Below are 17,378 nucleotides of genomic sequence, written 5' to 3'. Positions count from 1 at the left end.
CCTTTGCCTAATGATGGGTGTGCCAATGGCCGCAAGTTTACACACAGGTGGTGAAAATTTAGCAGTAGGCGTCGCAATCTTAGGCGCAGGCGGGTTAACGACACATTAATGTGGTGGTCTTTCGGGCCTCTTCGCGAGCAAGCCCGCTCCCACATTTGAATGTATTCACAGATCAAATGTGGGAGCGGGCTTGCTCGCGAAGAGGCCAATACGGTGTTGAAGAGCGGCCGCTTATTCCAGCGCCGCCGCCGGCCCGAAGAACTCATACCGGCTCTGCTTCTCAGGTACACCGAGCGCCTTGAGGTGACGCTTGATCGCGCTCATAAAACCCTTCGGCCCCAGGAAGTAGGCATCCACATCACGCTCTTCGGGCAACCACGCCGCCAGTTGCTCCTGGGTCAGCAGCCCGAGGTTGTCCGCCGCCGGGCTGATGCCGTCGTCTTCGGCATAGCAGTAAAAGCGCTGCAGTTGCGGATGGCGCGCAGCCAGGGCATCGACCCAATCGCGGAACGCATGCACGCCGCCATTGCGTGCGCAGTGGATAAAATGCACCGGGCGCTCGGTGGCCAGGGCCGCTTCCAGCATCGGCAAGGTCGGGGTGATGCCCACCCCGCCGCTGATCAGCACCAGGGGTTTGTCGCTGGGCACCAGGGTGAACTCCCCCGATGGCGGGAACAGGTCGATGGTCGCGCCCACGTGCATCTGGTCATGCAGGTAATTGGACACGCGCCCGCCCGCTTCACGCTTGACGCTGATGCGGTACAGGCCCGCATCGGTGCGCGCCGACAATGAATAGTTGCGGCGCACTTCTTCGCCATCGAGGATCAGCTTCAGGCCGATGTATTGGCCGGGCTCGGCGGCGAGGATCGGGCCATTGTCCACCGGGGCAAAGTACAGGGAGACGATTTCACTGCTCTCCTCCACACGCTTGACCAGCAGAAACGCACGCGCCCCGCGCCAGCCGCCAACGGCCTGGGCTTTTTCGTCGTAGATGGCGCTTTCTGCGCCGATCAGAATGTCGGCCAACTGACCATAAGCCGCGCCCCACGCGCTCATCACTTCTAGGGTGGCGATTTCGTCACCCAGCACCTCGGAAATCGCCCGCAGCAGGCAGTTGCCGACAATCGGGTAGTGCTCCGGGAGGATTTGCAGGGCCACGTGCTTGTTGATGATCTTGGCCACCAGGTCGCCCAACTGATCCAGTTGGTCGATATGCCGGGCGTACATCAGCACGCCATTGGCCAGGGCGCGGGGCTGGTCGCCGCTGGCCTGGTGGGCCTGATTGAACAGCGGGCGCACTTCGGGGTACTCGGAGAGCATCATGCGGTAGAAGTGGGTGATCAGGGCTTCGCCACCGCTTTCGAGCAGCGGCACAGTGGACTTGATGATGGCACGGTCTTGAACGCTAAGCATGGGGAGACTCCTGAGCCTTTAAGGCTTCTGAATGATTACCCTGTAGCAATCAGTATTCATGCCAACTAACAAACCATTATTTATCAACAACTTAAATTAAACATAGTCAATATGACTTCCTACACCTTATAGTCATTAGGACTACAAGGAGTCATTATGACTGCACATTCCCTGCTCACCACCCTGCTGCCACTGGTGGCTGACCTGTCCCGTGAACTGCCGGAAGGCGAGCGTTACCGACGCCTGCTGCAAGCCATGCGCACCCTGCTGCCCTGCGATGCCGCCGCGCTGTTGCGCCTGGACGGCGAATGGCTGGTACCCCTGGCCGTGGACGGCCTGAGCCCGGATACCCTGGGCCGGCGCTTCAAGATCAGCGAACACCCGCGCTTTGCCGTGCTGCTGAGCAGCCCCGGCCCGACCCGCTTTGACAGTGACAGCGAACTGCCCGACCCCTACGACGGCCTGGTCGATGGCTTGCACGGGCATCTGGAGGTCCACGACTGCATGGGCTGCCCGCTGTTTGTCGACGACCATCCCTGGGGCCTGCTGACCCTGGATGCCCTGGACACCGAGCGGTTTGACCGGGTCGAACTGGACGCCTTGCAGGCCTTCGCCAGCCTCGCCGCCGCCACGGTCAATGTGGCCGAACGCATGGAGCACCTGGCCCTGCGCGCCGAAGACGAACACCAGCGTGCGGAAATCTATCGCCAGGCCAGCGGCCAGCAGCACAAGGAAATGATCGGCCAGAGCAAGACCCACAAGCGCCTGGTGGAAGAAATCAAACTGGTGGGCGGCAGCGACCTGACCGTGTTGATTACCGGTGAAACCGGGGTCGGCAAGGAGCTGGTGGCCCAGGCCATCCACGCTGCCTCGCCCCGCGCGGAGAAGCCGCTGATCAGCCTCAACTGCGCCGCCCTCCCGGAAACCCTGGTGGAAAGCGAGCTGTTCGGCCACGTGCGCGGCGCGTTTACCGGCGCGCTGAACGAGCGTCGGGGCAAGTTTGAATTGGCCAACGGTGGCACCCTGTTCCTCGACGAAGTGGGAGAGTTGTCACTGACGGTCCAGGCCAAGCTGTTACGCGTCCTGCAAAGCGGGCAGTTGCAGCGGCTGGGTTCGGATAAGGAGCATCAAGTGGACGTGCGCCTGATCGCCGCCACTAACCGCGACCTGGCCGCCGAGGTGCGCAACGGCCGCTACCGCGCCGACTTCTATCACCGCTTGAGCGTGTACCCCCTGCAAGTGCCGGCCCTGCGTGAACGCGGGCGCGACGTGTTGTTGCTGGCCGGATTTTTCCTTGAACAGAACCGTTCACGCATGGGCCTGGGCAGCCTGCGCCTGACCAGCGATGCCCAGGCGGCATTATTGGCTTATGGGTGGCCCGGGAATGTGCGCGAGCTGGAACACCTGATCGGCCGCAGCGCATTGAAGGCCCTGGGCAATTGTCGCGAGCGACCGAAGATCCTCAGCCTCAGTGCCAAGGACCTGGACTTGCCCAATGACTCTGCGCCCTTGATAGAAGAGCCTGGCGAAATCCCCGTGGTGACTGGCGATCTGCGCCAGGCCACCGAGCACTACCAAAGGCAAGTGATCAGCGCCTGCCTGGAGCGCCACCAGCACAACTGGGCCAGCGCCGCCCGCGAACTGGGCCTGGACCGCGCCAACCTGGGGCGCATGGCCAAGCGCCTGGGCCTGAAGTAACGCGGATCACACTGTGGGAGCTGGCCTGCCTGCTCCCACATTAGATCTTCTTGCACATTAGGTTTGCTTCGGTTGCAAAAGCGGGCTCACAGGCGCAACCGCCCTGGGCTTACGAAACACCAGCACATTCCCCAGCATCACCAATACCAACCCGGCCAGCGCCGGGGCGCTCCATTGGTAGCCCTCGAACAGCGCCGAAACGTTCAATGCCACCACCGGGAACAGCACCGTGCAATACGCCGCCCGCTCCGGGCCCATGCGGCCGACCAGGGTCAGGTACGCGGTAAAGCCAATCACCGAACCGGGGATCACCAGGTACAGCAGCGAGCCGATATAGCGGGTGTTCCACTCCATCTCAAACGGAATGCCCTGGACCACGCAGTACAGCGCCAGCATCGACGCGCCATAGGCCATGCCCCAGGCGTTGGTGGTCAACGGCCTGAGCCCGGCTTTCTGTTGCAGGCTCGACAGCATATTGCCTGCCGAGAAACACAGGGTGCCCAGCAGCGCCAGGCCCAGGCCCAGGCCCAACAGTGTTTCGGGGCTGGCGGTATGCCCGACCAGTTCCGGCCAGAACAGCAGCCCCAGCCCCAGCAACCCAAGGCCGCCGCCCAGCAATACATTGCGCGCAACTTTCTGGCCAAAGAACACCCGCGCATTCAACGCATTCCACAGTGTCGCGGTGGAGAACACCACGGCCACCAGGCCACTGGGGATCCACTGGCTGGCCGTGAGGAAGCACATGAAGTTCACACAAAACAGGCACAAGCCCTGGGCCAGGCAGATCAGGTGACCCCGACGGTTCATCACCTGCAATTTGCGGCTGAGCAACAGCAGCCCAAACAGCACCAGTGCCGCCAGGCCGAAGCGATAGACGATCGAGACCGGAATTTCCACCACGCCCAATTGCCACTTGAGGGCAATCCAGGTGGTGCCCCAGATCAGCACGGTCAGTAAATACAGGGATAGGTTCATGGCGCACTCCGGTGGTTGAGCCACAGTTTCACCCCGCCTTGCTGCTGGGCACTTGCAGATTCTTGCGCTTTTGTCGGGCCGAGGGATCACAGCGCCAGCCGCCGGGAGTAGGATGCAAGGCGTCGGAGAGAGCCCCATGTCTGCACTGGAAAACCTGCAAGTCTTCAAAGCCCTGAACAGCTCGCCCAACGCTCGCCTGGAGCTGTCTGCCGAGCTTGGGGACGGCTTGTCTGCAGCTTTGTGGAGCAACCACCACGACGCCCAGGATTACCAGGCGCCCAGCCATCACACCTTGTCTTGCTATGTGGCCGGCGGCACCGGCACTTTCCGGCGCAACCAGCCCGGCACCAAGGGCGGCCCCGACAAGCTGTGCATCCTGCCCGCCGAGCATCAGTCGGCCTGGGTGATCAATGGTGAAATCCGCCTGGCCCATGTGTACTTCAGCCCCGAGCAATTTGCCCTGGGTTGCGTCACCTTGCTGGACCGTGAACCCCGCGCCTTGCAACTGCGCGAAAGCACCTTTCTGGAAGACGAACAGCAAGCGCGGCGTTTTCATCAACTGATCCGCCTCAATTGGCAGGAACCGGCAGAACGCTTGCTGACCAGCAGCCTGGCCTTTGAAATGCTCAACCATACCCTGCTCAGCCAGGTCGGCCTGCGTGAAGGATTGCGGCTCAAGGGCGGCCTGGCGGCGCACCAGCGCCGGCAGTTGGTGGAGTACATCGACCAGCAACTGGCCGAACCGATCAGCCTGGGGCAACTGGCGGGGCTGTGCGCCTTGTCGGAATACCACTTCGCGCGGATGTTTCGCGCAAGCTTTGGCCTGCCGCCCCATCAATATGTACTGGCCCGCCGCCTGTCGCGGGCCCAGGCCCTGTTGCGCAGCGGCTCACTGCCGCTGGGGGAGATTGCCCTGGCGTGTGGGTTTTCCAGCGCCAGCCACTTTACCAACCGGTTTCGCCAGGCAATGGGAGCGACACCGGGGGAATACCGGCAGGCGTTCCAGCCCTAGAGGCCTTACACAAAACCAATGTGTGTGGGTTTCAATCGAGGCTTTGTGCCAGGACCACGGCCAGTCGATCTTCCAGCGCCTTGATCCGGCTCCCCTGGACCACATAGTTGTTGGTCAGCATCGAAAACACCAACCGCCGCCCACCCGCATCGGTGATGTAGCCCGTCAACGAAGACACCCCACCCATCGACCCCGTCTTGGCCTGCAGGTTGTTTTGCGCCGCTGTCCCGCGCAGGCGGTAACGCAGGCTGCCGCCGTCCAGCCGGTCCGGGTTGCCGGCGATGGGCAGTGCGTCGTACCAGGCGTTGAACCACGGCTGCTTGTTAATGGCCAGCAACAGGTCGGTGAAGTTCTGCGCCGACACCAGATTACGTCGCGACAAACCCGAGCCATCCACCTGGCTTAATGTTGCCGGGTCCAGGCCCTGGCGCTTGATAAAGTCGGCCACCGCCGCAACCCCGGCCGCCGCCGTGCCGGCACTCGCCTGCTGGCGCCCCATGGCCTTGAGCAGCGCTTCGGCCATGCTGTTATTGGACAGTTTGAGCAAGGGCCTGATCAGCTCCTGCAACGGTGCCGACTGGTGTGTTGCCAGGACAGTGGCGGTCGCCGGACTCACACCACCGATCACCCGCCGCCCCTGCACGCTGATCCCCTGCTCCGCCAAGGCCTGGGCAAACAGATTGGCCACCAGTTGCGTCGGCTCCCACACGCTGACCCATTGGCGGCTTTGCTTGCCCGGCGGTAACGCGCCGCTCAGGCGCAGCAGGTTGCTGCCATGCTGGCGATTGAGCCCATAGCTATTGCCTGGGCCGCTGACGGCCAGGTTGCTGAGCTGTACATAGTCGGTGGGCGGACTCAGGGTGACACTCACCAACTGGCCGACCGTTGTGGGCGCCTTGGCCGTGACGATCAAGGTGCCCGCATCAAAATCAGCATTGGGTGACACGGTCAGCGCGGAAATCTGCGCGCCGTAATACTTGTCTTCGTCGTCATGGGCCCAATCCACACCCAAGCGCTCGGCGTCGAACCAGCTGTCATCGAACACCATATCGCCCTGGACCTGCCGGATGCCCTGGGCGGCGAGGCTCGCCGCCAGCGCCTGGTAATCCGCCCACTGGATCGTCGGGTCACCCAGCCCCCGCAGGTACAGGTTGCCCAGCAGGCGCGTGCCCTGTTGGCTGCCATTGCTCAGCAACTGCGTAGAAAACCGATACTGCGGGCCCAGTACATCCATGGCCGCCGCAGTGGTCAGCAGTTTCAGGCTGGAGGCCGGCACCAGCCGCGTGCGTGGGTTGTGCTGGTACAGCGTGTTGCCGCTGCGAGCATCACGCACCATCAGCGAAACACTGGCACCCGCCAAGGCAGGATCAGCCAGCAATTGGTCCAGCGCCTGTTCGCCGGTTTTCGAAGGCGTGGCACAGCCACCCAATAACAGGCTCACGCCCACCAGCATGGCGCTGGTGTGTATCCATCGTCCCAACTGCATCAAACCGTCCCGGCAATCATCAAAGAGCGCAACGCTAGCAGCTCAGGCCGCCAGCGTCATCGCCGACGGTCAGAACTCCAGGGTGCTGGACAACGACACCTGGCGCGCATCGCCCATGGACACAAACAAGCGGCTGACGGCCGAGGTGTAGTAGGTACGGTCAAACAGGTTCTTCACATTGAGCTGGAACTTGACCTTCTGCCCGTCAACCTTGGTGTCATAGGTGGCAAACGCATCGGCCACGGTGTAGCCCGGCAGGTCGAAGCTGTTGAGGGCATCGCCAGCCCGCTCGCCCACGTAACGCGCACCGGCACCGACACGCAGTTGATCGCCGCCGACGATGGTGCCGAAGTCATATACGGCTGAAACAGAGCCGGAATTTTTCGCCACGTTCTGCAGGCCCTTGCCTTTGAAGGTCGGGTGTTCGGTGACCTCGGCATCGGTGTAGGCATAGCTGCCGATCAGGCTCCACTGGTCGGTCAACTGCCCACTCAGGTCCATTTCCAGGCCACGGGAGCGCACCTTGCCGGCGACGCTGTAGATCGAGGTCGCGCCCTCGGTGATCGACACCAGCACGTTGCGTTTTTGGATATCAAACAAGGCCACGTTAGCGGTAATACGCCCCGGCATATCGAGCTTGGCCCCCAGCTCCCAGGATTTGGACTGTTCCGGGGCGATGCTGCCGTCGATCACCATCTTGTTGTCCAGCGGCGCAATGGTGGAGTTGGGTTTGAACGATTCGGTGTAGCTGCCATAGAACGACAGCTCATCGGTGTAGCGATACACCAGGCCGGCACGAGGTACCCACTTCTGGCCGTTGCTGTTGGTGTTGGCCGTGAACGGGCGGCCCTTGCCGGCGTATTGGTCGTATGCCTGGAAGCGCGCACCGCCGACCAGGATCCACTGGTCGGTGAGGTGAATGGCGTCCTGGAAAAACACCGAATCGCTGCGCAGCAGGTCGGTCTGGTTGCTGTCCGGCGCGCTGACGTTGGTGCCCGCCACTTCGCGGCCGTACACCGGGTCGTTGTAGTTGAACACGCTGCGGCTGGCCTGGCGGATCAGGTCGGCGCGGTAGATTTTGCGGTACTCGTCATCCAGGCCGAATACCAGGTCATGGCGCATGCCGGCCACGTCCACCTTGCCTTCAAGGCTCACAGTGGTGAAGCGGTCGGTGGTCAACGCGCCCTGGGTGCCGTCCATGTTGCGCGTCAAAGTGCCATTGGCATTGACCTTAGTCACACGCACCTGGCTGGCGTCGTAGGTTTCGCGGTTCCAGCTGTAGCCGAAGTGGGCCGTCCAGTCGTCGTTCAGGTCGTGGTCGACTTGGACGCGATACAGGTCCGAGCGGCCTTCCATATTGTTGAAGGGCTCATCCAGGCGGCGCGTGGCAGGGATGTTAAGCGGGTGATTGGTCTTGGGGTCGATGGCCGTGCCACGGTCGAACGGCGAGAGAAATTCGCGGTGCTCGTAGGCCAGCAGCACCTGGGTGGTGTCGCCGTACCAGGCTAGGGACGGCGCGATCAGGCTTTCGCGATAGGTGCCGAAGTTGCGCCAGTAGTCCTCATCCTGATGGTCGACGATCAAGCGGTAAGCCAGGCCGCTGTCGCCCAACGGGCCGGTGGTGTCGAGGTTGCCGCCGCTGCCGTTCTTGCCGCTGCCATAGGTCGAGCCACGCACGGTCAAGGCGGTGGATTGGGTCAGTTCGGGTTTCTTGCTGACAATGTTGATCACCCCGCCCGGGTCCTGAATGCCATACAGCAACGACGCCGGGCCCTTGAGCACTTCGACGCGCTCGGCGGTTTCGTTCAGCGCCCGGCCTTGCACCACCGGCATGCCATCGCGCATCACCGAGCCATTGCGGTTGTCGCCAAAGCCACGCAGCATCACCGCATCCTGGGTGCTGCCCAAGGTGTTGGTCTGGGTGATGCCGCTGATGTTGGCCAAGGCATCGTCGAGGTTGCGCGGCACCTGGTCGCGCATCACCTGGGCCGGCACCATGTTCACGGTTTGCGGGGTTTCCAGCAGCAAGCCCTGGGAGCGCATGACCGAGCTGGTGGGCGGTGGCTGGTAGCTGGTGGTTTGCTGCTGGTTGACACCGCTGATGGTGGTGGCGCCGAGGTTGACCGCGCCTTCGCTAGGCAGCGGTTCCAGGGCCAGGGTGCGGGCGTCGATCTGGCGGAAGGTCAAGCCGGAGTTGCCCAGCAGGCGCTGCAGAGCCTGGGCGGCACTCATCTGCCCACTGACGGCCGGGGCGTTGAGGGTGTAGGGGGCTTCGTCGGTGTAGACCACGCTGATGCCGGTCACCCGGCTGAAATCGCTCAGGGCCTGGGGCAACGGCTTGGCCGGCAGCGCAAAGCTGAAGACTGCGCTCTGCTCCTGCGCCGCTTGCGCCAGGCTCAGGGGTTGTAATGCCAGGCCTGAAGCGGCCAGAAGGGAGGCTCCCAGCCACTGTTTAACCGAACCGCCTACCGCCGCTTTTGCCCTGGACTTCATGCTTGAGAACCCGTGTAGAAAACGCTGTTAATGCGAATTGATCGCAGTTTCAAGCACTACACGGATGGCGTGGGGTTTTACCTCAGGTGAAATTGAAAATAATTTCAACATCAGCCTTTATTCTTGTTTTTCGCCCCGCCCTGCCGGGCCTTGAAGCGGGGGTTGGATTTGCAGATCACATAGATCCGCCCCCGGCGCTTGACGATCTGGCAGTCGCGATGACGGTTCTTGGCTTCTTTGAGGGAGGACAGGACTTTCATAGGGTGGCTCCTTTGCATGAATGTAATAACATATCATAAATGCAAATAAGAATAATTATCAACTTTCTCTTCAGGCGTTCACGATTCCTGTGGGGCTGGTTTTTAGCGGACCACGATCAACCGCCCCAACACACTGTGCTGCTCAAAGCCCAGCACCGCTTGCAATGCCTTGAGCACCGCCTCGGGGTCTTTGCTCGGAAAGCTGCCGCTGACCCGGCGGGCGCCGAGTTCGTCATTGAACAGCAGGATGCGGCCGGGGTAGTAACGGCCCAGGTCCTTGACCACATCGGCCAGCGGGGTCTTGTAGTAGTTGAGCCAGCCATCGCGCCAGCCCAGGCGCGATTCACTGTCCACCGCATGCCGCTCATCAGCCACACCCTCGGCGTAGGCCACTTGCTGGCCGGCCGTCAGTATTTGCTGAGGACCCTGGGCCGACGGCGTAACCCCTACCCGCCCCGACAGCACCGTCACCTGGGCGCCCGCCGGTTGCAGGCGCACTTCAAATTGGGTGCCCAGCACCCGCACTTCGCCGCTGTCGGCGTGCACCACAAAGGCTTGCCCGGTGTGGGCCACGCTGAAGAAACCGGCACCGCGACGCAATTGGATATGCCGCTCACCGTGACTGAAATCCACGGCAATCGCGCTGTCGGCATCCAGGGTGACTTGGCTTTGATCAGCCAGGGTCACGGTTTTGACTTCACCCGGCGCACTGACGTAATCGGCGCCCAGGTCATCGACCCAGCGCTGCGGCTGCCACCCCGCGCCCAGCGACACCATCAGCACCAGGCACGCCGCCACTGCCAGCGCTGCAGACCAGCGGCGCATGCGGGAGCCTTTCGCACCGTCCATGGCCTTGAGGTAACGCTGCAAGGCCAACGCGTCTTCGTCAGCCAGAGTGCTCGCCGGGACTTCGCTCAGTTCCCACAGCACCTGGGCCTGGGCATACGCCTCGACATGGGCCGGGTCGGCGCGCAACCAGTGGCTGAAGGTAGCCTGGTCGCCACTGCTCGGCGCATCGTGCAGCAGGCTGAGCCAGGCCAGGGCGGCCTGTTCCTGGGCGGGTGTCGGGGTGACGTTCACGGTGCTTTCCCTGGCGAGCGTGGCGGATGGGCTTGCCGAAGGCTGGCTTTGCAGGCCTCGAGGGCGCGCATCATATGTTTTTCCACGGCACTTTGGGACAGGCCCATGGCCTTGGCGATTTCTGCGTATTTGCGCCCGTGGATGCGGTTGAGCAAAAAGATCTGCCGCGTACGCTCCGGCAAGCTGCGCAGCGCCGCTTCGACATGGCGCAGATCGTTGCCCGCTTCCAGCGCGGCCTGGGGCTCGGAACTGTGATGGTCGTGCTGCTCCGGCATCCAGCCTTCAGTGCCGCGCACCCGCGCGTTTTCGCTGCGCAGGTGGTCGATGGCGATATTGCCGGCGCAGCGCAGCAGGTAGGTGCTGAGTTCTTCGACCTGCACCAGGGGCCGGCGCCAGAAACGCAGAAACAGATCCTGTACCAGGTCCGCTGCCGTCGCCCGGCAGCCTACGCGGCGGCTGACCAACGCCTCCATCTGTGAACGCTGGGACAAAAATACCTGCAGGAAATGTGCGCGCCCGCCCGACGCTTCTGCGTGGGGCTGATCCTGGGACTCGGGCGGCGTGGTGATCATCAAAAGGGGCTCAGAGGGTCGCGAAAGCCGCAACGGGGCTGACCAGCAGGCCGACGCCTGCGAGAACCAGGGCCAGCCTTGGCCGATACGGCAACAGCAGCACCAGCAACAGCCCACTGAGCATCAGCACCGCGCACCAGTCCACCAGGCCCCGGCTCCAGCCGGCCATGTGTACCGCCGGCCAGATCGACAGCCCCAGCAACAACCAACCGCCCACGCGCAACCCCAGGCGCCGTCGTGGCGAAGGTTTGCTGTGCAGCAACTCGCCATGGTGACGGTCCAGGGACAGGCACAGTGCAACAAAGCCCGCATAGCACAGCAACAAGGCCAGCAACATCAGTGCACCTCGCTTTTGAGGGTCAGTGGGCGGGCGCGCTCGGCCCGGGGCTGGGCGGCGCTGCGGTGCTGCATTTTCCAGGCAGCCCAGGCCAGGAACAGGCCGCTGCCCAGGCAGGTCAGGTCAAAGCCGGCCATGGCCCAATCACCCTTGGCCACTGACACGCCCAGGTGCTCGGAGGTGGTCAGCACATTGAGCAGCGGCACCGCCATAAACAGTACGGCGCCCAGGCCCAGTTGCTCGATCCAGGCACGGCGGCCACGGCGCAACATGGCATGGAGCAGGGTCAGGCCCCAAGCGATAAAGAAACTTTGCACTTCCCAGTCCGAGCGTTCGGCGAAGCTCACAGGCAGCAGGCGATTGGCCCAGAAAAACGCGGCAATGGCGATGACCAGCCCGGACATGCTGGCAATATTCAGCACTTCCACCAGGCGCAATTCAAACGGCATCACCCCGGTCTTTACATGCTTGAGCTGACGCTTGCCCAGCCAGATCACCAGGCCGGTGCCAATCATCGCCGTGCCCGCCAGGCCGCAGATAAAGTACAACCAGCGCAGCAGCGGGCCGGCGAAGTGCCCCATGTGCAGGCCGTAGAAACTGCCACCGATTGCCATCGGCAGCGACTGCTCGGCACTGACCCGCAGCAGTTCGCCGGTGGAGCCATTAAAGGACACGGTGCTGCCGAAATCATGCACCACCCGGTCAGAACCGGCGCGGGAGACATTGACTGCGGCATTCACATCGCCGGGGTTGTTCACCGCCAGCCGCCCCACGTGCCCACCGTCCCACTGCGCCCGTGCCTGTTCTACCAGCGGCGCCAAGGGCAGCAGCTTGCCCGGCTGGCCGAGGGCCGGTGCGTTGTTGGTGGCCGGGAACAGTTCATTGAAGAAGGCGCGGGTATCGCCGTCATAGGACGCAAGGATGCTGGCGGGCATGACCATGGTCATGAAGATCACCAGGCTGCTGTAGGTGATCATCAGGTGGAACGGCAGCACCAGCACGCCCACCGCGTTGTGCCCATCGAGCCAGGAGCGCTGGCCCTTGCGCGGGCGGAAGGTGAAGAAGTCCTTGAAGATTTTCTTGTGGGTGATGATCCCGGTGATCAGCGCGACGAACATCACCATCGCCGCAATGGTCGACAACCAGCGACCCCACGGGTGAGGCATCTGCAACTGGAAGTGGAACCGGTAGAAGAACTCGCCGCCCATGGTTTCCCGGGCCTGGAGTTGCTCGCCGGAGACCGGGTCGAGCATTTTCTCAATGAAATTGCCGCGCCGGCCAGGGTCGACCTTGTCTTGCCACATCACCGACAAACCGGGGTCGCGGCTGTTGGGCAGGCCGATAAACCAACGCGCCGCCGTGGGGGCGTGCTGTTCCAGATAGCTTTGCGCCACGGCCACACTGCGCGCATCGTCCACCGCATGGGCGGGCACTTCCGGCTGCATCCAATGGGTGATTTCGCCCTTGAAGTAAGCCAGGGTGCCGGTGAGGAAAATCGCGAACAGCAACCAGCCGAAAATCAACCCGGCCCAGGTGTGCAACCAGGCCATGGCCTGACGGAAACCCTCTTTCATGGGCGCGCCATCCAATAGGCCAGGCCTGCCAGGGTGGCCAGTATCGCGCAGGGCACCAGCACGCCAAACCAGGCGCGGGCGGCACTGCGGCAGGCAAAACACCAGATCACTGCCAGCAGGTAGAACACAAAGGAACTGAGCATGCCGCTGACCACCGCATCGGCGCGGGAGATTGGCAGCCACAAGGTCAGGCACACGCTGGCCAGGGACGCCAGCACATAGCCACCGACCACAGCCGCCAGCAGCCGCGACGTCACGCCGAGACGATAGGAAACAGGAAGTGATGCTTTGCTTTTCATGCCAGTGGCACCTGGTTTATCAGGGGCGGGAGTTTAATGATAATTATTCTTATAAGCAAAAGAGAACGGATGAAGCCAACACCCACAGGGTCTTGTGGCGACTTTAAAACGGCTATCGGTCCTGTGCTAATTGCCGAATGCCACCTGGCCACTCTACAATGCGAACAATTCTCGTTATCTAAAGCATGCAGATGCTGCCGGAGTGTTCGCGTTGCGGCCGTCCAATACCGTCGAAGTCCTGTATCACGACCATCACCACTGGCTGACCGGCTGGTTGCGACGCAAGCTCGGCTGCCCGCACAGCGCCGCCGACCTGGCCCAGGACACGTTCATCCGGGTGTTAAGCGCCCGCGAAACCCCGACGTTGATCGAGCCCCGCGCCTTCCTCACCACCATCGCCAAGCGCGTGCTGTTCAACCACTACCGCCGCCAGGACCTGGAGCGCGCCTACCTCGACGCCCTGGCGCAAATGCCTGAACTTGCTGCGCCATCGGAAGAAGCGCGGGCGATCATCCTGCAAACCCTGATGGAGCTGGACCAACTGCTCGACGGTTTGCCCGTGCTGGTCAAACGCGCCTTCCTGCTGGCCCAGCTCGATGGCCTGACCTACGCGCAAATCGCTGCCGAACTGGGGATTTCCATCGCCACCGTCAAACGTCATCTGAACAAAGCGGCCATGCGCTGCTATTTCGCCCTATGAACCCCACCACACACTTCTCGACCCAGGTCGCCGAACAGGCGGTGCAATGGCTGATGCAAATGCAGCAAGGCCCGCTCAACCCGCGCCAACAGGCCAAATGGCAACACTGGCTGGAGGCCCACAGCGAGCATCAACGGGCGTGGGAGCATATTCAGCGGGTCAACCAACGCCTGCGCGGCATGCCCTCGCCCCTGGCCCACGCGGCGTTGAACGCACCGCAATCCAGCAGCCGGCGCCAGGCCCTGAAACTGCTGCTGATCCTCGGCGTCGGCTCGGCGGCTACGTGGGGCTTGCGCCAGCAGCACTTGATCCCGCCGCTGACCGCCGACTACCGCAGCCCCCTCGGCCAGCGCCGCAAGGTACAACTGGCCAACGGCAGCCAGCTGCAACTCAATACTGCCAGTGCGGTGGATGTGCAATTCGATGGCCCACAGCGCCTGATCCGCCTGCTCGAAGGCGAGATATTGCTGCGCACCAGCACCCCGTTGCAGATCATCACCGGCCAGGGCGTCGTCAGCACCCAGGCGGCACAGGTGAATGTGCGTCAGTTCAACGATCACACCCAGGTCGCGGTGCTGGATGGCCAGGTGGAGATTGCACCCAGGTCCTACAACGGCCTGCCCCTGCCCCTGGAAAAATCCCACCAGGTCAACCTCACCCGCAAAGGTTGGGATACCCCGCGTCTCACCGATGCCAACACGGGTGCCTGGGCCGACGGCATGCTGGTGGCATCGCACATGCGCCTGGCAGATTTCCTCGAGGAACTGAGCCGTTATCGCCGTGGCCAATTGCAGTGTGATCCGCAGGTGGCCAACCTGCTGATCTCCGGCAGCTACCCGCTGGACGACAGCGAGCGCATCCTCGACCTGCTGCAAATCAGCCTGCCGGTTAAAGTGCGGCGGTTTACCCGCTATTGGGTCAGCGTCGAAGCCCGCGCCTGAATTATTTTCGACACCCGTGAGCCGTTTTCCGTACCTCGCGTGACAGAGAGGGAAAGCCACCCTGTTTCCCACCTCTGAGGAACGTTCTTCATGCCCCAGCAACCGACTCGCCTGACGCCACTCGCCCGTACGCTGCGCCACTTGCTGCTGGGCGCCAGCCTCAGTTTCAGCGCCCTGCCTTACGCCCTGGCGGCCGAGGCCAAGCCTTATCACATCGCCCCGGCGTCTCTGGAAGCGGCATTGAATCAATTTGGGCGTGAGGCTGGCGTGCTGATTTCGTTTGGCTCCGAAGTGACTGCCGGCGCGCAAAGCCAGGGCCTGCAGGGCAACTACACCACCGAGCAAGGTTTGAACGCGTTGCTCAAGGGCACCGGCCTGCAAGCCCGCGCCGAAGGTGACAATGCCTATAGCCTGCAACCCCTGAACGCGCCGGCCCCCCTGGAGCTGGGCACCTCCAATGTGGTGGGCGACTGGCTCGGCGATGCGGCGCAGATCAATGTCTTCGAACACCCCGGCGCCCGCGATGTGATCCGTCGTGAAGAATTCGAGCGCCAGGGCGCAACCCAGGCCCGTGACGTGCTCAACCGTATTCCCGGGGTCAACGCGCCGGAAAACAACGGCACCGGCAGCCACGACATGGCGCTGAACTTCGGCATTCGCGGGCTCAACCCGCGCCTGGCGTCGCGCTCGACGGTATTGATGGACGGCATTCCGGTGCCTTTCGCGCCGTATGGCCAGCCGCAGCTGTCGTTCGCGCCCATCAGCATGGGCAACATGGATGCCGTGGACGTGGTGCGCGGCGGTGGCGCGGTACGCTACGGGCCGCAGAACGTCGGCGGCGTGGTCAACTTCGTGACCCGGGCAATTCCCGATGCACCGATGGTCAAGGGCGGCCTGCAGACCGAGACCAGCCCGTCTTCCAGCCACGATGGCTTCAAGACCACCGGCAACCTGCTGGCCGGCGGCACCGCCGACAATGGCCTGGGCGGCGCGCTGCTGTATTCCGGCACCCGCGGCGGTGACTGGCGTGAACACAGCGACACCCAAATCGACGACCTGATCCTCAAGGGCCACTACCAGCTGGACGAAGCCAACAGCTTCAATGCCATGGCCCAGTACTACGAGGGTCAGGCCGATATGCCCGGTGGCTTGAGCACGGCGGCCTACAAGGCCGACCCGTATCAATCCACCCGGCCCTACGACAAGTTCTGGGGCCGCCGTACGATGTTCAACGTAGGCTATCGCTACCAGGAAGATCGCCGGGAATTCACCGTCAACAGCTTCTTTACCAAGACCTTGCGCAGCGGTTATCTGGACCAGGGCAGCTTCCTTTCGCTGTCGCCGCGCGAATACTGGGTACGCGGCCTGGAAACCCGCCTGGCCCAAGGCTTCGACCTCGGCCCGAGCAGCCACGAGGTGGGCGTGGGCTACCGCTACATCAACGAGGCCGGGCATGAATTGCGCTACCGCACGCCGATCAGCGCCAACCAGCAACTGCCCAACACCGACAGCCGCAACGACCGCGACACCCGGGGTGGCACCGAAGCCAACGCGTTCTTTATCGACGACCGGATCGATATCGGCAAATGGACCGTGACCCCGGGCATCCGCTACGAGATGATCAAGTCCCAGCAGACCAACAACCTGACCGACGTCAAATACAAGGGTGACTACAACACCGCCCTGCCGGCGTTGAACGTGCTGTATCACCTGACCGACGACTGGAACCTGTACGCCAACACCGAAGGTTCCTTCGGCAGCGTGCAGTACAGCCAGATGCCCAACCGTGTGAGCAGCGGTGCGGTCAAGCCAGAAAAGGCCCGCACCTGGGAAGTCGGCACGCGCTACGACAATGGCGCGCTGCGCGCAGAAATCGGCGCGTTCCTGATCAACTTCGACAACCAGTACGAAAGCAACCAGACCAACGACTCGGTGATCGCCCGGGGCGAAACGCGGCACCAGGGTATCGAGTCCAGCGTCAATTACGCCCTCGACGGCTTGAGCCCGGCGCTGGCTGGCTTTGATGTGTACGCCAGCTACGCCTATGTCGATGCAACCATCCGCGAAGACGGCCCGAACAAAGGCAACCGCGTGCCCTTCTCGTCCAAGCACAAAGGTACCCTGGGCGTGGGCTACACCGAAGGTCAATGGAAGTTGAACCTGGACAGCACCTACCAGAGCAGCCAATTCGCCGATAACGCCAACACCCAGGCCGAAAGCGTGGATGGCAGCAATGGGCGCATCCCCGGCTACATGCTGTTCAGCAGCCGCGCGGCATACGACTTCGGCCCGCAGTTGTCGGATCTGAATGTGGCGGTGGGGGTGAAAAACATCTTCAACACCCAGTACTTCACCCGTTCGTTTGACGATAACAACAAGGGCAAATACGTGGGAGAACCGCGCACCGTGTATGTGCAGACCTCAGTCGCGTTCTGACGGGCCGGCAAAGATCCTGAATACACTGCTGGCCAGCTCCGACATTTGATACCTATCAGCCACAAAAAAAACGGGCCTGCATCTGCAGGCCCGTTTTGTATG

The 17,378-nt window shown here is 62.7% G+C and carries 15 protein-coding genes; 5 read left to right on the top strand and 10 right to left on the bottom strand.

Annotated elements, in window-relative coordinates; translation table 11 throughout:
- Window positions 1-231: 231 nt before the first annotated feature.
- Entirely contained in the window at window positions 232-1,413 is a 1,182-nt protein-coding gene (gene hmpA / locus K1X80_RS05825; RefSeq protein WP_128593285.1) for an NO-inducible flavohemoprotein, read from the bottom strand.
- 156 nt (window positions 1,414-1,569) lie between these two features.
- On the opposite strand from hmpA, the gene norR reads away from it, so the two are divergent.
- Complete coding sequence (norR, locus tag K1X80_RS05820) at window positions 1,570-3,111, top strand: nitric oxide reductase transcriptional regulator NorR (RefSeq protein ID WP_057958352.1); 1,542 nt, start codon at window positions 1,570-1,572, stop codon at window positions 3,109-3,111.
- Window positions 3,112-3,168: 57 nt separating this feature from the next.
- On the opposite strand, the gene K1X80_RS05815 is transcribed toward norR, so the two are convergent.
- Complete coding sequence (locus K1X80_RS05815) at window positions 3,169-4,086, bottom strand: DMT family transporter (RefSeq protein WP_220172711.1); 918 nt, start codon at window positions 4,084-4,086, stop codon at window positions 3,169-3,171.
- A 136-nt stretch (window positions 4,087-4,222) separates the two neighbouring features.
- Here K1X80_RS05815 and K1X80_RS05810 point away from each other — a divergent pair, with 136 nt between their 5' ends.
- Window positions 4,223-5,098 carry a helix-turn-helix domain-containing protein gene (locus tag K1X80_RS05810; protein WP_128593284.1) on the top strand — a complete coding sequence of 292 codons (876 nt, stop codon included), beginning with the start codon at window positions 4,223-4,225 and terminating at the stop codon, window positions 5,096-5,098.
- Window positions 5,099-5,129: 31 nt separating this feature from the next.
- On the opposite strand, the gene dacB is transcribed toward K1X80_RS05810, so the two are convergent.
- The 8 genes from dacB to K1X80_RS05770 form a co-directional block, all read right to left on the bottom strand.
- Complete coding sequence (gene dacB, locus K1X80_RS05805; RefSeq protein ID WP_198792275.1) at window positions 5,130-6,584, bottom strand: D-alanyl-D-alanine carboxypeptidase/D-alanyl-D-alanine-endopeptidase; 1,455 nt, start codon at window positions 6,582-6,584, stop codon at window positions 5,130-5,132.
- Between the two features lie 69 nt (window positions 6,585-6,653).
- Window positions 6,654-9,077 (bottom strand): TonB-dependent receptor, encoded by a 2,424-nt coding sequence (locus K1X80_RS05800; RefSeq protein ID WP_220172710.1) that lies wholly within the window; start codon window positions 9,075-9,077, stop codon window positions 6,654-6,656.
- Window positions 9,078-9,187: 110 nt separating this feature from the next.
- Window positions 9,188-9,337 carry a type B 50S ribosomal protein L36 gene (gene ykgO / locus K1X80_RS05795; RefSeq protein ID WP_020297337.1) on the bottom strand — a complete coding sequence of 50 codons (150 nt, stop codon included), beginning with the start codon at window positions 9,335-9,337 and terminating at the stop codon, window positions 9,188-9,190.
- A gap of 102 nt (window positions 9,338-9,439) precedes the next feature.
- Complete coding sequence (locus K1X80_RS05790; RefSeq protein ID WP_057958349.1) at window positions 9,440-10,417, bottom strand: FecR family protein; 978 nt, start codon at window positions 10,415-10,417, stop codon at window positions 9,440-9,442.
- Window positions 10,414-10,992 carry an RNA polymerase sigma factor gene (locus K1X80_RS05785; protein WP_057958348.1) on the bottom strand — a complete coding sequence of 193 codons (579 nt, stop codon included), beginning with the start codon at window positions 10,990-10,992 and terminating at the stop codon, window positions 10,414-10,416. Before K1X80_RS05785 ends, K1X80_RS05790 begins: the two co-directional genes overlap by 4 nt.
- Window positions 10,993-10,999: 7 nt before the next feature.
- Window positions 11,000-11,326 carry a DUF3325 domain-containing protein gene (locus K1X80_RS05780; RefSeq protein ID WP_057437857.1) on the bottom strand — a complete coding sequence of 109 codons (327 nt, stop codon included), beginning with the start codon at window positions 11,324-11,326 and terminating at the stop codon, window positions 11,000-11,002.
- Window positions 11,326-12,900 (bottom strand): PepSY domain-containing protein, encoded by a 1,575-nt coding sequence (locus K1X80_RS05775; RefSeq protein WP_120731693.1) that lies wholly within the window; start codon window positions 12,898-12,900, stop codon window positions 11,326-11,328. The genes K1X80_RS05780 and K1X80_RS05775 overlap by 1 nt, the downstream gene beginning before the upstream one ends.
- Window positions 12,897-13,199: a DUF3649 domain-containing protein gene (locus K1X80_RS05770; protein WP_057958346.1), complete on the bottom strand. Its 303-nt coding sequence runs from the start codon at window positions 13,197-13,199 to the stop codon at window positions 12,897-12,899. Before K1X80_RS05770 ends, K1X80_RS05775 begins: the two co-directional genes overlap by 4 nt.
- A 211-nt stretch (window positions 13,200-13,410) precedes the next feature.
- On the opposite strand from K1X80_RS05770, the gene K1X80_RS05765 reads away from it, so the two are divergent.
- The 3 genes from K1X80_RS05765 to fecA all read left to right on the top strand — a co-directional run bounded on the left by K1X80_RS05765 (window position 13,411) and on the right by fecA (window position 17,276).
- Entirely contained in the window at window positions 13,411-13,899 is a 489-nt protein-coding gene (locus K1X80_RS05765) for a sigma-70 family RNA polymerase sigma factor (RefSeq protein WP_057958345.1), read from the top strand.
- The gene (locus tag K1X80_RS05760; RefSeq protein ID WP_186625453.1) at window positions 13,896-14,840 is read left to right on the top strand and encodes a FecR domain-containing protein; all 945 of its coding nucleotides are present in this window, start codon (window positions 13,896-13,898) and stop codon (window positions 14,838-14,840) included. Before K1X80_RS05765 ends, K1X80_RS05760 begins: the two co-directional genes overlap by 4 nt.
- A 90-nt stretch (window positions 14,841-14,930) precedes the next feature.
- A complete protein-coding gene (fecA, locus tag K1X80_RS05755; protein ID WP_200660659.1) occupies window positions 14,931-17,276 on the top strand; it encodes a TonB-dependent Fe(3+) dicitrate receptor FecA in 2,346 nt (781 codons plus the stop codon).
- The last annotated feature ends 102 nt before the right edge of the window (window positions 17,277-17,378 follow it).

Source organism: Pseudomonas sp. So3.2b, from assembly GCF_019464415.1.
In the GTDB taxonomy this organism is placed as follows: domain Bacteria; phylum Pseudomonadota; class Gammaproteobacteria; order Pseudomonadales; family Pseudomonadaceae; genus Aquipseudomonas; species Aquipseudomonas shahriarae.
The sequence above is the reverse complement of the archived record's forward strand: the minus strand, read 5'-3'. Positions and strand labels throughout refer to the sequence as shown.

What these genes read in the sequence shown, in the direction of transcription:
- hmpA (WP_128593285.1), bottom strand. Translation starts at nt 1,413, where the DNA reads ATGCTTAGCGTTCAAGACCGTGCCATCATCAAGTCCACTGTGCCGCTG.
- norR (WP_057958352.1), top strand. Translation starts at nt 1,570, where the DNA reads ATGACTGCACATTCCCTGCTCACCACCCTGCTGCCACTGGTGGCTGAC.
- K1X80_RS05815 (WP_220172711.1), bottom strand. Translation starts at nt 4,086, where the DNA reads ATGAACCTATCCCTGTATTTACTGACCGTGCTGATCTGGGGCACCACC.
- K1X80_RS05810 (WP_128593284.1), top strand. Translation starts at nt 4,223, where the DNA reads ATGTCTGCACTGGAAAACCTGCAAGTCTTCAAAGCCCTGAACAGCTCG.
- dacB (WP_198792275.1), bottom strand. Translation starts at nt 6,584, where the DNA reads ATGCAGTTGGGACGATGGATACACACCAGCGCCATGCTGGTGGGCGTG.
- K1X80_RS05800 (WP_220172710.1), bottom strand. Translation starts at nt 9,077, where the DNA reads ATGAAGTCCAGGGCAAAAGCGGCGGTAGGCGGTTCGGTTAAACAGTGG.
- ykgO (WP_020297337.1), bottom strand. Translation starts at nt 9,337, where the DNA reads ATGAAAGTCCTGTCCTCCCTCAAAGAAGCCAAGAACCGTCATCGCGAC.
- K1X80_RS05780 (WP_057437857.1), bottom strand. Translation starts at nt 11,326, where the DNA reads ATGTTGCTGGCCTTGTTGCTGTGCTATGCGGGCTTTGTTGCACTGTGC.
- K1X80_RS05775 (WP_120731693.1), bottom strand. Translation starts at nt 12,900, where the DNA reads ATGAAAGAGGGTTTCCGTCAGGCCATGGCCTGGTTGCACACCTGGGCC.
- K1X80_RS05770 (WP_057958346.1), bottom strand. Translation starts at nt 13,199, where the DNA reads ATGAAAAGCAAAGCATCACTTCCTGTTTCCTATCGTCTCGGCGTGACG.
- K1X80_RS05760 (WP_186625453.1), top strand. Translation starts at nt 13,896, where the DNA reads ATGAACCCCACCACACACTTCTCGACCCAGGTCGCCGAACAGGCGGTG.
- fecA (WP_200660659.1), top strand. Translation starts at nt 14,931, where the DNA reads ATGCCCCAGCAACCGACTCGCCTGACGCCACTCGCCCGTACGCTGCGC.